At 62.2% G+C, this 12,433-nt stretch carries 11 protein-coding genes, 1 tRNA gene and 1 pseudogene; 6 read left to right on the forward strand and 7 right to left on the reverse strand.

All coding sequences use genetic code 11. The annotated features are described in order from the left end of the window. Positions 1-12 precede the first annotated feature (12 nt). Complete coding sequence (locus tag QUH67_RS14425; protein WP_300947349.1) at positions 13-381, reverse strand: hypothetical protein; 369 nt, start codon at positions 379-381, stop codon at positions 13-15. A gap of 958 nt (positions 382-1,339) precedes the next feature. On the opposite strand from QUH67_RS14425, the gene QUH67_RS14430 reads away from it, so the two are divergent. Both QUH67_RS14430 and QUH67_RS14435 read left to right on the forward strand, forming a co-directional pair. Next, complete coding sequence (locus tag QUH67_RS14430; protein WP_300948046.1) at positions 1,340-2,314, forward strand: alpha/beta hydrolase; 975 nt, start codon at positions 1,340-1,342, stop codon at positions 2,312-2,314. A 135-nt stretch (positions 2,315-2,449) separates the two neighbouring features. Then, complete coding sequence (locus QUH67_RS14435; RefSeq protein ID WP_300947350.1) at positions 2,450-4,399, forward strand: putative bifunctional diguanylate cyclase/phosphodiesterase; 1,950 nt, start codon at positions 2,450-2,452, stop codon at positions 4,397-4,399. 809 nt (positions 4,400-5,208) lie between these two features. On the opposite strand, the gene fabA is transcribed toward QUH67_RS14435, so the two are convergent. After that, a complete protein-coding gene (gene fabA, locus QUH67_RS14440) occupies positions 5,209-5,739 on the reverse strand; it encodes a bifunctional 3-hydroxydecanoyl-ACP dehydratase/trans-2-decenoyl-ACP isomerase (RefSeq protein ID WP_300947351.1) in 531 nt (176 codons plus the stop codon). Between the two features lie 242 nt (positions 5,740-5,981). Between fabA and QUH67_RS14445 the strand changes: the two genes are divergently transcribed. Then, positions 5,982-6,266, forward strand: a complete 285-nt coding sequence (locus QUH67_RS14445) for a PilZ domain-containing protein (RefSeq protein ID WP_300947352.1) — start codon at positions 5,982-5,984, stop codon at positions 6,264-6,266. Between the two features lie 13 nt (positions 6,267-6,279). On the opposite strand, the gene QUH67_RS14450 is transcribed toward QUH67_RS14445, so the two are convergent. Continuing rightward, on the reverse strand, positions 6,280-7,275 hold the full coding sequence (locus tag QUH67_RS14450; RefSeq protein WP_455423969.1) for an NAD(P)H-binding protein: 996 nt from the start codon (positions 7,273-7,275) through the stop codon (positions 6,280-6,282). A 95-nt stretch (positions 7,276-7,370) separates the two neighbouring features. Between QUH67_RS14450 and QUH67_RS14455 the strand changes: the two are divergent. Next, positions 7,371-7,538 (forward strand): annotated as a pseudogene (locus QUH67_RS14455) (geranylgeranyl diphosphate reductase); the annotation flags it as partial. 68 nt (positions 7,539-7,606) lie between these two features. On the opposite strand, the gene QUH67_RS14460 reads toward QUH67_RS14455, so the two are convergent. Continuing rightward, positions 7,607-7,683: transfer RNA gene (locus QUH67_RS14460), tRNA-Arg, on the reverse strand. Between the two features lie 49 nt (positions 7,684-7,732). Continuing rightward, a complete protein-coding gene (locus QUH67_RS14465) occupies positions 7,733-7,996 on the reverse strand; it encodes a hypothetical protein (RefSeq protein WP_300947353.1) in 264 nt (87 codons plus the stop codon). A 336-nt stretch (positions 7,997-8,332) separates the two neighbouring features. On the opposite strand from QUH67_RS14465, the gene QUH67_RS14470 reads away from it, so the two are divergent. Next, entirely contained in the window at positions 8,333-8,782 is a 450-nt protein-coding gene (locus QUH67_RS14470; RefSeq protein WP_300947354.1) for a hypothetical protein, read from the forward strand. A 63-nt stretch (positions 8,783-8,845) separates the two neighbouring features. Here QUH67_RS14470 and QUH67_RS14475 read toward each other — a convergent pair whose 3' ends face one another. After that, the gene (locus tag QUH67_RS14475) at positions 8,846-9,973 is read right to left on the reverse strand and encodes an S-(hydroxymethyl)glutathione dehydrogenase/class III alcohol dehydrogenase (RefSeq protein WP_300947355.1); all 1,128 of its coding nucleotides are present in this window, start codon (positions 9,971-9,973) and stop codon (positions 8,846-8,848) included. A gap of 107 nt (positions 9,974-10,080) precedes the next feature. Between QUH67_RS14475 and QUH67_RS14480 the strand changes: the two genes are divergently transcribed. After that, positions 10,081-10,959, forward strand: coding sequence for a DMT family transporter (locus tag QUH67_RS14480; RefSeq protein ID WP_300947356.1), 879 nt, complete (start codon positions 10,081-10,083; stop codon positions 10,957-10,959). Here QUH67_RS14480 and QUH67_RS14485 read toward each other — a convergent pair. Further along, positions 10,956-12,389, reverse strand: coding sequence for a cryptochrome/photolyase family protein (locus tag QUH67_RS14485; protein ID WP_300947357.1), 1,434 nt, complete (start codon positions 12,387-12,389; stop codon positions 10,956-10,958). The two genes, QUH67_RS14480 and QUH67_RS14485, sit on opposite strands and share 4 nt — an antisense overlap. Between the last annotated feature and the right edge of the window lie 44 nt (positions 12,390-12,433).

The following is a 12,433-nucleotide window of genomic DNA, read 5'->3' on the forward strand; positions in this document are numbered from 1 at the left end:
GCCCAATCTAATCTAGCGGGGCAGCTTGGGAATCTTGTCGGCAAAACCGTTGAAGCAGGTCAGCCGCTCGTCTTCTTCCTTCAGGAAACGGCAGTCGCTGACTGACTTTGCGGCCGGCGCTTTCGGCTTAGGCTGCGGCTTGTAGATTGCGTCGTAGCAATTGAGCCTTTCCTTGGTTGCATCGTCGATGTCCTGACAGGCCTGCAGCTTCTGGGCCGGCGACAGGGGCTTTTCTGCTCCCTTTTTGGCCGATCCCGATTTCTTCGACCCGACCACAACCAGCGGTTTTCCGCCAACGGTCGGAGGATCGGCGGGCGCTGCACCTTGGGCCAGCGCCGCCGCCGGATACAGGATCGCCAGCGTCAGGATGATCTTTCTCATATGGAATGTCCGAAATAGCCGTAAGCCAAACAAGTGCGCCCGGATCAAAACTCCAACCTCGCGGAATCGCAACCCCGCCGCGCTTCCGTTCTCTAGCACCATCCCCAAGCATCTGTCTAACCTCTTGATTTAATGGCTGTTCGGTTGAACCCTGACCGGGCCCGCAGGGCATCCCCGAGCCTGGGTCGACGGCTCGCAGGCTGGGCTGAATCTGCTCGTGATCGGCATTCCCGTGGCTGCTTTGGAAAAGGCGGGTGCGCGCCGCTTGGGCGCGCTGGCCCACAGAAGAGGCCGCCGCGGCGGTCAACGTTACCTTGTTCGGCGTATGGGCCGCTATCACAGCGAGCGACTGCAGAAGGTGACCTCGGCTGCATTCCGCAGGGCTGCGGAGAAACTCGATCGAAATGCCGGCAGCCGGCCTTTGCGAATGTTGAACGTTTGGAAAATTCCTGGATCGTGTGGTGTTCATCGCTCGCAAAGACGCGGCGTGAAAGCTGTGTGCGATCCTCAAGAGTCCAATTAGCGAAGCCGATAGGCATCGAAGGCATGGGCGAGGAATACGCCGATGCTGATGAAGACGAGCAGCGCCGTCACAACTTCCGTCATAGCCTTCCTCCCTGTGTTGCCATGCCAGAAAGGGCACGCCTGAGAAATTCGCGGTAGATGAGATTAAGCACCGATACCAACATGATCTCACGCCCTTCGTTTCACGCGTATGAACGGTATCCAGCGTTTGTTTCCGGAGCGCTTCGCGGGCGGGAAAAACGGTTTCGTTGAAAAGAGTCAGGATCACGTAATCGCGACGGACCGGAACCGCAGATGGCACAGGGCCCGCCCTTTTCTCGCCATCCTAGTTCGGGAGACCTGCGACCGTGCTTGGCTGTGTAGGCCGTTCCCGAAGGTTCCATTTGTGATCCGACATCCGCCGCAATACGAGACCGTTGCGTCCCGCCGCACATTGCTGCGCGGGATAGCGTCTTCCGCCGGCGTGCTCGCGCTCGGCGGTTGTGCGAGCCTTGGCGCGACCGGTGCACGTTACGACGCTTCGTCGCTCGCGCTAGAGCCGACCTTGCTGGTCGCCACCACGCGCAAGCCGGTCAACGGCGGACGAGCTAAACCGTGGTTCGGGCCGGAGCGCGCAACACGCATGACGGTTGCACGGGCCAAACTGGTGGCGCCGGACGACAGCCGCTTCTCGCTCGCCGCAGCCGGACTCGGAGATTGGCGTCTTGACGCGGTCGAGCCTGTCGCGGCGGAGGTCGGTGACCTTCTCGGGCAAACCAGCGGCGGTGGCTCCGACGTGCTGATCTATGTCCATGGCTTCAAGCAGACATTCGAAACCGCGGCGCTCGATGCCGCGCATCTCGCCGACGGAATCAAATTCCGTGGTCAGACGATGGTGTTCTCCTGGCCGTCGAAAGCGGGACTGTTCGATTATGCCTATGATCGCGAAAGCGCGATGTGGTCCCGCGATGAATTCGAACGCGTGCTCAATTCCGTCGCCACCAGCCCCGCCGCCGGCCGCATGCACATCGTTGCGCACAGCATGGGCACCATGCTGACTCTCGAAAGCCTGCGCCAGCTCTATGCGAGATCTGGCGACGGCGTTGCGGACCGGATCGGCGCCGTGGTGTTTGCTTCGCCCGACATCGACATGGACGTGTTTTCGTCGGCGGTCGTCCGCATCGGACCCGTCGGGCGGAAGATCACCGTCGTCGCTGCGACAAACGACCGCGCGCTGGCGCTGTCGGGGCGATTGGCCGGCGGGATAACGCGGGTCGGAGCCGCCGAGAAGGCGGCCATCGAGCGGCTCGGCGTGCGGGTTATCGATGCGTCCGATGCCGGCTGGGGGGTTATCAATCATGATTTGTTCCTCTCCAATGCAGAGGTGCGGCGGGTGATCCGCCGCTCGATCGATACCTCGGCCGCTTGACCTGCTCCTCAGACGCGGCCTTCGGCATATTGCCAGCCGGTTAATCGGCCGCTTGCGTGAGCGGGCCGGCAGGGCATCGTTGTTTAAGGGTTTTGCGGCACGGTCTGTCGGGTTGGGGTCCTGATTGGTTGTCTCATGAACGCTATTGCAAACCTGTTTCGGATTGATGCCGAGAATCGCGAGCTGATGGAAGCGCAGCTCGCGGCATTTTCGCGCCAGGTCCCGTTGCTTTATTTTATTCTGAGCGTGAATTCGGTTGCGCTGGCGTTCACTCACTATGGCGTCGCGCCGATAAGTCTCACGGTTGTGCTCCCGGGCCTTCTCGTCGGCGCTTGCGCGATCCGTTGCCTGATCTGGTTAAGGCGTCGTGGGCGTGCTGTCGAGCCGAAGGAGGCGGCGCGGACATTGCGAACGACCGTGGTGCTCGGCGGCATCTTGGGATTTGCTTTCCTGTCCTGGGCGCTCAGCCTGTTTCCTTATGGCGACACGGCCCGCCACGACCACGTCCTGTTTTTCGTCGGTATCACGGTCGTGAGCTGCATCTTCTGCCTGATGCATGTGCGGCCGGCGGCACTCATGCTGACCGGCATGGTTGTCGCGCCCTTCGTGATTTTCCTGATTGCCAGCGGCGACACGGTTCAGATCGCCATCGGGCTGAACCTGCTGCTGGTGACCTTCGCGATGGTCTACATCTTGACCATCTGCTCCCGGCAGTTCGCCGCCATGGTCAATGGCGAGGTCGAGACGAGGCGCCTGAGCAACGAAAACTTTCGTCTCGCCAATGTCGACAGCCTCACCAATTTGCCGAACCGGCGCCAGTTCTTCCATCGGCTGACGCTTCTTGCGGAGCAAGCGCGAACGGAAAACCGCAGGTTCGTCGTCGGCGTGCTCGATCTCGACGGCTTCAAGGCGGTCAACGATCTCTATGGACATGGGGTTGGCGATCGGGTGCTCCAGGCAGCCGGCCAGCGTCTCATGTCGTTTTCCGACGACACGCATTTCATCGCCCGCCTCGGCGGCGACGAGTTTGGAATCATCATCGATGCCGACCTCGATTCCGAGACCATTCTCGCGGCCGGCACGAGAGTCTGCTCGGCTCTGGACGCACCGTTTTCTGTCGCCGGGATCGTCGCACAGATCGGCGGTTCGGTCGGCTTTGCATTGGCGCCGGATGCCGGTACGACGGCGGAATTGCTCTACGAGCGCGCCGATTATGCGCTGTACCATGCCAAGGCGAAATGCCGTGGCCAGCCGGTGATTTTCTCCCACGAGCACGAAGTCGAAATCCGCAGGCTCAGCACCATCGAGCACACGTTGCGGACGATCAACCTCGAGGCGGAACTTTCACTGCACTTTCAGCCGATCGTCAATGTCGGAACCGGGCGTCTGATCGGCTTCGAAGCGCTGGCGCGATGGCATAATTCGGAACTCGGCAATGTTCCTCCCGACGTGTTCATTGCAGTGGCGGAGCGTACCGAGCTGATCGGAACGATCACGCAGGTGCTGTTGCGCAAGGCTCTGGTAGCCGCCAGAAGCTGGCCGGAAGATCTGATACTGTCCTTCAATCTTTCCATGTGCGATCTGGTCTCGCACGCCACCATCCTGCGGATCGTCTCAATGATCAGAGGCAGCGACATCAATCCTCACCGCATCATCGTCGAGGTCACCGAGACGGCGTTGATGCAGGATTACGAACAGGTGCAGGATTCACTGAGGATTTTGCGGGCGTTGGGGCTGAAAGTGGCGCTGGACGATTTCGGATCGGGACAATCCAGCCTGAGCTATGTCCATCAATTGTCGCTCGACAAGATCAAGATCGACCGCGGCTTCATCCGCAATATCGCAACGCAGGAGAATGCTCGCAACATCGTCAAGACGGTGATCGATCTGTGCCGCAACCTGAAATTCGAGTGCGTGGTCGAGGGTGTCGAGACGGCGGAGCAGGCGGAGATCATCGGCCTGCTTGGCTGCTCGACCATGCAGGGGTATTTCTTCGCGAAGCCGATGCCGCAGAGCGAGGTCGAGGCGTTCATTGCCAATCATTGCCTTCAGGACAATCGGCGGCCGGTCGCCGCGGCCGGGTGAGATGCGACCGGCACCCGGCGCGGCAGCGCCGTTGCAGCTTCGTGCAGCAAAAGCCGAACTCGACATGATGGCGACAAGCGGTTGCCCATGAACGGACGCTGCCATGTCGTCGCGTCGTCACCCTTAATCTCGCCAAATTGACCGAACACTTATTCGTCGCTGGCACGATGGGTGTCCGGCCTCGCCTCGAACCGCTCAACGCTTGAATCGTTCAACGTCCGCACCGCCGGCCGATCGTTGGCGCGCGACGCTTTGCGACCCGATCGTAGGCTACAGGCGACGCCGGACGCTCGATACGATCTCCGATTGTCCGGTTGCCTGAGAGGAGCGAATATCATGCGTCAAGCAACATCGACGGCCGCGGCAGGCGCGCGCACCAACCCGCCGGCAGGTGCTGTCGCTCGCGGCGGGCGTCGTGCTCGCGGGCGTCACCACGGCTCATGCGAAGAGCGCCGGGATCGCGGCCTGAAATGATTTCCTGATTCCTTGACGGCTAGCGGGCTCGGTCGGCGGCTGTTAACCTTCTGTTAACTATAACGGCCCAGCATCGTCTCTACACAATGGCGCCACGAATCTGGTTCGAAGGCGCCATTGATCGTTCAACTTGGGGGCGGGCAGAAGGCCCGCGGGGGCTCCAAGGAGTAGCGTAATGACGTCATCCGGCGTACGAAACCGCAGCCTGCTGTCCGAGTTCATTGCGGCGATTGTCGGCGCGATTGGTCTGGGGGTTCCGATAGCAATTGCGATCATCTGGATTTGTTCGTGATCGTCACGACGTCTGGCGGCAAGGGGAAATAGCCGGCTTCCGCCTATGTGGCGGATGCGATCATTCCGACCCGCATATCCCGGGCGAGGAAGACACGGACGCCATCCGCGAATACGCTGCCGTCGGCGATTCCAAGCGCCAGCCGGCCGCGCCGGACCTGGCGCATGTTGACCTCGTAGCGCACGCGCTTGATGTCCGGCTTGACGGCGCCCTGGAGGGTCACCTCGCCGACGCCGACCGCGCGACCCTTGCCGGGCGAGCCTGACCAGCCGAGCCAGTAGCCGATGATCTGCCACATGGCGTCGAGGCCGAGAGAGCCCGGCATCACCGGATCGCCGTTAAAGTAACAGTCGAAGAACCACAGGCGCGGCTCGATATCCAACTCACCGACGACATGTCCTTTGCCGAACGCGCCGCCGTCCAGGCTGATCTCGGTGATGCGGTCGATCATCAGCATGGGCGGCGCGGGCAGTTGCGCATTGCCAGGGCCGAAATAACCGCCCTCGCTTGATTTGAGCAGATCCTCCTTGGTGTAGGATGACTGCGGGGCGTGGAAATCGCGAGGATTGGACAAGGCAAACTCCTTCGGCATTTGGCTGCGGCGGCTTCGGCTTCCCTTGCGCTGGGGCAACCGACGCCCTACGTCTGGCATCATCGCTGCGGCAACCGGCCGGCCTTCAGGCCCCGATAAGCGCGTGAGTACCCGGATTGTACCGGCCAAGGCCGTGCGGTAAAGTTCCGAATGGCCCGCTAAGGTCCTGGGGCGGGAAGGGATTTCGGACGCCGCCGAAAACAACCAGACGCCTTGAAGCCGTGATGGCTCGATTGGTGCTGAATGCCGCGATGAAGCCGCCGTCAAGACAGATCAAGCGAGGAGTTCGGCGCATCCGCCAGGTATCGGCGTGGATTGTTCCGCCGGGCCGCGATGCGTTTGAATGTCAGGTGATGGATATCTCGGCCAACGGCGCCAAGATCATATCGGCGATGCCATCGCAGGTGCCGGACCGTTTCGAGCTGGCGTTCACGAAGGACGATGGCAAGCATCGGCTTTGCGAGGTCGTCTGGCGGCGCGGAAAGATGATCGGCGTTCAGTTCGGGTAGGGTAAGTCGCGGCTTAGAAAACGGCATGGTCGCCACGCTCGGGCGCTATGTCGCCGCCGACAAGTCTTGCGTAGAAGTCGAAGAGCGTCTCGGTACCGGTTGAGGGGGTCGCATCGGGGTCATAGCGACCCGTCTCGGGGTTGAGCAAAAGCATCGATTCCGTGGCGTAGTAGCGGCCGATGCGTGCGAACTCCGCCTTTTTCGCCAGCGATGGCACCATTCGCCCCGCAGTCCCCAGAACGCCAATAATCGCGTCGAGCATTGCGACCGGCACCTGCCGGAATCGCTGCGGACGACAGAACAGCTCAAACAAGTGCTCGCCTTGTTGCCGCGGTGTTACCGCGCTGCCCGGTCCCCCGATAGGCAGTACCCGGTTCCAGCGGCGTTCATCGTCCAGGCACTCGACCAGATAGGTGGCGAGATCATCGTCGCTGATAGGTTTGCAGGCTGTCAGCGTTCCGTCCCCAAATATCAGGAATGGCTTACCCCGCCTCACTCGCTCGACCTGTCCCGACAGCGATTTGAAAAAAGCTGTCGGGCGTATAATCGAGTAATTCATGCCGGATTCGGTCAGCACTTTTTCGAACGCCAACTTGGCAAACTGAAACGCCAAAAGCGGCTTCTGAACGCAGATTGCCGACAGGAGTACAAACTGCGAAACGCCGGAATCCCGCGCCACCCCGAGTGCATTGATGTGTGCCCGGTGATCGATTGCCCATGCATCCTCCGGCTCGCCGGTTCGCGAGGCCATGCACGACAACACAGCGTTGAAGCGCTCGCCCCGGAATCCGTCGCGAGCGAGCGAGGCGGGATCTCCGACGTCGCCGAACCGTACCGTGACTCCTGCAAGCCGCCTGACGCTGACATCGGACGCCGAATCCCAGCGACCGCCAGCGCGCGGGCGCACGAAGCAAACGACTTCATGGCCCTGCCGGACAAGGGCGCACACCGTCGCACGACCGATGGTGCCGGTCGCTCCGAGCATGAAGATGCGTCTGGTACTCAGCAAACGCTCCGCTTTGGCCTGTGAAACGCATTGGAAGGCGGGCTTACCCTCAGTGCCAAATGGTGTACGCATAAGGGCCGAGGCGCAAGACCTCGGGATTTTGGTATTCCAGCGACCAGCGTCGCGAGCGCGTTGTATCGATCTGCAGGGACAAGGATGTTCAGGAACTTGCCTGGCAGTCCTAGATGAACAAGGAAATGGTTCGCTCGAAGCCAACCGCGCATGTTCGGATCTTCTTCAAGGATCTGGGACATCTGGTGGGATTGGGCGCGCGCTCCTCGCCGCTTCAAACGCAAAAACGGAGGGTTCTGGCGTTCCCAGTCTTGTACCGAAGTGGCGCGCTCGGAGAGATTCGAACTCCCGACCCTCGGAATCGAAATCCGATGCTCTATCCAGCTGAGCTACGAGCGCGTGCGACGGGTCGATTAGCAGACTTGGCCGGGCAGGGCCAGCGGCGGAGCTAGTAGCAGGGATGCCGCTTTCGGTCCTGGCCGATATAGGCGGCCGCGCTCTGGCGGCAGAGGATGGTGGAGGGGCCATCGTAAAAGGCGAAGGTGCCGGGCTGCGGGCCGGGGCCGTAATTGTGCAGATAGCTGATCGGGTAGGGCAGCCCCCAATTGTGCAGGTGGCGGTGATGGCGATTGTGCCGGGCATCGGCCAGTCCGGGAATCAGGGTCGCGGTGGACAGCAGGGCGGCGGCGATCAGAAACTTGGCTTTGGTCATGTCGATTCTCCCGAACGCATCGTCGGAAACTATAGCGATTTCGAACCGGGCGGATAGCGGCTTGTGCGAAGGAGGAAGACACGTAAAATCAACAAGATATGAGGTGGGCTTGCGATTTCCTGAAACCCGGCCTCGCTGGGCTTGGCCAATCTGGTTTCGCATGCCAGGTAGGACAGGTGGAAAAGCAGCGGAAAACCGCTCCAACGCGCCCATTTTTGGCCCCATGGAATGCTTAACGAATTTCCAACACTGTCCGGCCAGAGTTCGGCTGTCTTGTCCTCATTTGCGGACCGCCTGTCCGGCGTCCAACATGGCTATCCGGTTCTCTTTCGATCCATGCGCATCACGTCCCTTGCCCTGCTGTTTCTCTCGGTGCTGGTCGCGACGCCGGCGCGCGCCGACCTGCGTATCACGCGCGATCACGGCGGCTATGTCGAGGAGTACAAGGCCAAGTACCAGCGTATCCGCGACCGCAAGGAGCGCGTCATCATCGACGGCATCTGCAACTCGGCCTGCACGCTGGTGTTCGGCATCGTGCCGATGAACAAGATCTGCGTGACGCCGAGGGCGAGCCTCGGTTTCCACCAGGCCTATTACGACAAGGCTTTTACCTTCGGAATCAAGGTGACCAGTGCGGAAGGCACCTCGGATCTGATGTCCTATTACCCCAATACGGTAAAGGACTGGATCAGCCGCAATGGCGGGCTTACCACCGAGATGAAGAAGATCAAGAACGGCAGCGAGCTCTGGAAGATCGTCGATCCCTGCCCGGAGGAGTGGCGCTGATCGCTGCCCCGACGCGGCTCGGCACTCGTTCAGCCGGCGGCATCGGGACAACGTGAGTGCGCCCTAGAACGTCACCACACCCCTGATCGACTCGCCACGCTTCATCAGCTCGAACGCGTTGTTGATCTCGTTGAGCGGCATCACATGCGTGATCATCGGGTCGATCTGGATCTTGCCCTGCATGTACCAGTCGACGATCTTCGGCACGTCGGTGCGGCCCCGCGCGCCGCCGAACGCACTGCCTTTCCATACCCGGCCGGTGACGAGCTGAAACGGCCGCGTCGCGATCTCGGCGCCGGCCGGCGCCACGCCGATCACGATCGACTGGCCCCAGCCGCGGTGGCAGGCTTCCAGCGCCTGCCGCATCACGGTGACATTGCCGGTGCAGTCGAACGTGTAGTCGGCGCCGCCGATCTGGTCCGCGCCTGATTTGGTCATGTCGACCAAGTGAGGGACGAGGTCCTTGCCGAGTTCCTTCGGGTTGACGAAGTGCGTCATGCCGAAGCGTTCGCCCCACGCCTTGCGGTCATTGTTGATGTCGACGCCGATGATCATGTCGGCGCCGGCGAGCCGCAGCCCCTGCAGCACGTTGAGCCCGATGCCGCCGAGCCCGAACACGATCGCTTTCGCGCCTTCCTCGACCTTGGCGGTGTTGATGACGGCGCCGATGCCGGTCGTCACGCCGCAGCCGATGTAGCAGACCTTGTCGAACGGCGCGTCCTCGCGGATCTTTGCCACTGCGATCTCCGGCAGCACCGTGTAGTTCGCAAACGTCGACGTGCCCATGTAGTGATGAACCGGCTTGCCGCCGATCGAGAAGCGCGAGGTGCCGTCGGGCATCAGGCCCTGGCCTTGCGTGGAGCGGATCGCGGTGCAGAGGTTGGTCTTGCGCGACAGGCAGGACGGACACTGCCGGCATTCCGGCGTGTACAGCGGAATGACGTGATCGCCCTTCTTGACGCTGGTGACGCCCTTGCCGATGTCGACCACGACGCCTGCGCCTTCATGGCCGAGGATCGCCGGAAACAGTCCTTCCGGATCGGCGCCGGACAATGTGAACTCGTCGGTGTGACAGATGCCTGTCGCCTTGATCTCGACCAGTACTTCGCCCTCGCGCGGTCCCTCGAGCTGAACGGTCGTTACTTCCAGCGGCTTTCCAGCAGCGACGGCGACGGCGGCGCGAACATCCATGGCATTCCTCGTTCGAGATATCAGGCTCAAATATGTAAGATCGCGCAGGTCTGCCGGCGCGATCGGTTCTTGCCGCTTAGCATATGATCGGGCAACAGGGGCGGCAAATGAAACAGGATTTTGACAAATTCGCCGCCCGCACGGCCCCGGCGATCTTCGTGCTGCTGTGGAGCACCGGCTTCATCGGCACCAAATACGTCATCAACAATGCCGATCCCTTGACCTATCTGGCGATCCGCATGGCCCTCGTCGTGGTGCTGATGGCCGTTATTTGCGCCGTCGTCCGGCCGGTCTGGCCCAACCGCGCCGAGATCGGGCACAGCATCGTTGCCGGCATTCTGGTGCATGGCGTCTATCTCGGCGGCACCGCGATCGCGATCTCGCTCTCGATACCTGCGGGCCTGTCGGCGCTGATCCCGGGCCTGCAGCCGATCCTGACGTCCACCATCGCCAACCGCTGGCTCGGCGAGCGGGTGACCGCGGTGCAATGGGGCGGGCTGTTGATCGGGCTTGCCGGCGTGGCGTTGATCCTGCACGACCGCCCGATGGGCGGGGAGGCCGGCTGGGGCTGGATCGCATCGGCGGTATCTCTGGTCAGCATCACGCTCGGCACGCTCTACCAGCGGCGCTATTGCGGCGGCATTGACTGGCGCAGCGGCAATCTCGTGCAATACATCGCGGTGACCGTGTTCTTTGCGATCGGCGCCTTCCTGTTCGAGCAGCGCGTGGTGCACTGGACCGCCGAATTCATTCTCGCCTTGGCTTGGCTCGCGGTGGTGCTGTCGATCGGCTCGATCGGCCTGCTGTACTGGCTGATCCGGCACCAGGCTGCGACATCGGTGGCGAGCCTGTTCTATCTGGTGCCGGCCGTGACGGCGCTGATGGCCTTCGTGCTGTTCGACGAGCGGCTCGATGCCATCGCGATAACGGGCATGATCGCATGCGCCGCCGCCGTGCTGCTGGTCAATCGCAGCGCAAGGGCCTAGCCTCCGCGGATCGTGGCGTAGGCGGCCAGTGCGCGTTCGCGGCCCGCCTTGTGATCGATGATTGGATGCGGATAAGTCTTTCCGAGTTCGATGCCGGCGCTGCCCAGTTCGAGCGGCGTTGCCGTCCACGGCTGATGGATCAGCTTGTCGGGTAAAGCCGCCAGCTCCGGCACCCAGCGTCTGACATAAACCCCGTCGGGGTCGAACTTCTCGCTCTGCAAGATCGGATTGAAGATGCGGAAGTAGGGCGCGGCGTCGGCGCCCGAGCCCGCCACCCATTGCCAGTTCGCCGGATTGCTCCCGGCATCGGCATCGACGAGCGTATCCCAGAACCATTGCTCGCCTTCGCGCCAGTCGATCAGCAGATGCTTGACCAGGAACGACGCTACCACCATCCGTACGCGGTTGTGCATCACCCCGGTGTGCCAGAGCTCGCGCATGCCGGCATCGACAATGGGATAGCCGGTCTGCCCAAGCTGCCATGCCTTCAACCCCTTCGCGTCCTGCTTCCAGGGAAAGCCGTCGAAATGAGGTTGAAGATTGCGCGTCGCGAGATCGGGGATGTCGAACAACAGGTGGCGGCAGAACTCGCGCCAGCCGAGTTCGCTGAGAAACTTTTCGATGTCGCTGGATAGGCGAGGGTGTTCGGCCGCAGCGAAGCGCGCCGCATGCCAGATCTGGCGCGGGCTGATTTCACCGAAACGAAGATGCGGCGAAAGTCGCGAGGTGCCGTCGCGGTCGGGCCGGTCGCGGTCGCTGGAATATCCGGCGATCGCGCCATCGAGGAACGCCTTGAGACTGGCTTGTGCAGAGGCCTCGCCCGGCTCCCAGGTGTCGCGAAGGCCGCCGGCCCAATCCGGCCGGGTGGGTTCGAGGTCCCAGTCCTCGAGCCTGTCGCCGGCGATGTCCGTCACGTCCTGCAGCGTCTTCGGCGCAGGCAGCGGCTTTGGCGGATCGCCCAGCGCCTGCACCCGCCGCCAGAACGGCGTGAACACGCGCAAGCCCCGGTTCTCCTTGTTGCGGATCTCGCCCGGCGAAGCCAGCAGGTCGCCGGAGAAGCGGTGAACGGCGATGCCGGTCTCGGTCAGCGCGGTCGCCACCTGATCTTCCACAGCGCGGTGCGGCGCCTGGGCGATCTCGTTCCAGTAGACGGCCTCGGCGCCGATCTCGCGGGCAAGCGCGGCGATGACGGCGGGCGCCGATCCCTTGCGCAATACCAGCGATGCGCCCCGTTCACGCAGGCTCGCCTGCAAGGCGCGCAACGACCGCGCCAGCCACCATCGCGCCGCGCCGCCCGGCGGCCGAATGCCCGGCGCCTTGTCGTCGAGCACGTAAATAAATGCAACTTTCGAGTGTGATTTGACGGCTGCGGACAGCGCCAGGTGATCGGAGATGCGAAGGTCGTCGCGGTACCAGACGAGGGCGGTCATGCGCGCATAGGTTCCATTGAATTTCCAAGCCTTTGTCAAGGGTT

Origin of the sequence: Bradyrhizobium roseum (genome assembly GCF_030413175.1) — a bacterium.
GTDB classification, from domain to species: Bacteria; Pseudomonadota; Alphaproteobacteria; order Rhizobiales; family Xanthobacteraceae; genus Bradyrhizobium; species Bradyrhizobium roseum.